At 65.9% G+C, this 1,295-nt stretch carries 2 protein-coding genes; both read right to left on the reverse strand.

Features of this window, described 5'->3' with window-relative positions; genetic code table 11:
* Window positions 1-71 precede the first annotated feature (71 nt).
* On the reverse strand, window positions 72-638 hold the full coding sequence (gene dcd, locus AB4Y84_RS21860; protein WP_025876117.1) for a dCTP deaminase: 567 nt from the start codon (window positions 636-638) through the stop codon (window positions 72-74).
* A 79-nt stretch (window positions 639-717) separates the two neighbouring features.
* Window positions 718-1,295 (reverse strand): P-loop NTPase (locus tag AB4Y84_RS21865; protein ID WP_442250959.1); only part of this gene is annotated, 578 nt, incomplete at its 5' end.

Here is a 1,295-nt window from a genome sequence, read left to right on the forward strand (position 1 = left end):
GCGCAGCGCGGCCCCACAAACGGAAACGCCGGGCATGGCCCGGCGCTACCGATACGCGCTGACGCAAGCTGTCAGGTGCGCGGCAGGGTCACACCGGTCTGGCCCTGGTACTTGCCGCCACGATCCTTGTACGAGGTCTCGCACACTTCATCGGACTGGAAGAACAGCATCTGCGCCACGCCTTCGTTGGCGTAGATGCGCGCCGGCAGCGGCGTGGTGTTGCTGAATTCCAGGGTCACGTGGCCTTCCCACTCCGGCTCGAGCGGGGTCACGTTGACGATGATGCCGCAACGCGCATAGGTACTCTTGCCCAGGCACACCACCAAGGTATCGCGCGGAATGCGGAAATACTCGACCGTGCGTGCCAGTGCGAAGCTGTTCGGCGGAATGATGCACTCATCACCGACGATGTCGACGAAGCTGCCCGGGTCGAAATGCTTGGGGTCCACGATCGTCGAGTTGATGTTGGTGAACACCTTGAACTCGCGCGAGCAGCGCACGTCGTAGCCGTAGCTGGAAGTGCCGTAGCTGACGATGCGCTCGCCGTTGGCCTGCTTGACCTGCCCGGCCTCATACGGCTCGATCATGCCGTGYTGTTCGGACATCCGGCGGATCCAACGGTCACTCTTGATGCTCATGCTCTGTCCTGGGTGCGAGGGGGCGCGAGGATTCTAACAGGGGGCCGGGCGTCGCCGCCGCAGCCCCGCCAGCAGGCCCTTACAGCAGCGAGGACAGGATCGGGATCGAGGCGCGCGGGCGCTTGCCCACCTCCTCGACCAGACGCTGGGCGGCGCGATGGTAGGCCTGGGCCGCCGCCGATTCCGGCTGCGCGGCGGTGATCGGGGTACCGGCATCGCCCTGCTCGCGGATGCCGATCTGCAGCGGCAGCGACCCCAGCAGCGGCACGCCGTACTGCGCCGCCATGCGCTCGCCACCCCCCTCGCCGAACAGGTGCTCCACATGACCGCAGTTGCTGCAGGTATGCACGGCCATGTTCTCGACCACGCCCAGCACCGGCACCTCGACCTTCTCGAACATCTTCAGCGCCTTCTTCGCATCCAGCGTGGCGATGTCCTGCGGCGTGGTGACGATCACCGCGCCGGCCAGCGGGATCTTCTGCACCAGGGTCAGCTGGATGTCGCCGGTGCCCGGCGGCAGATCGATCAGCAGATAGTCCAGGTCGTCCCACAGCGTGTCTTCGAACAGCTGGGTCAACGCCGCCGTCGCGCGCGGTGCGCGCATGATCAGCGGCGTTTCGTCCTCGACCAGATAACCGATCGACATGGTGTCCACGC

Source organism: Stenotrophomonas sp. 2YAF22, assembly GCF_052114665.1.
In the GTDB taxonomy this organism is placed as follows: Bacteria; Pseudomonadota; Gammaproteobacteria; order Xanthomonadales; family Xanthomonadaceae; genus Stenotrophomonas; species Stenotrophomonas indicatrix.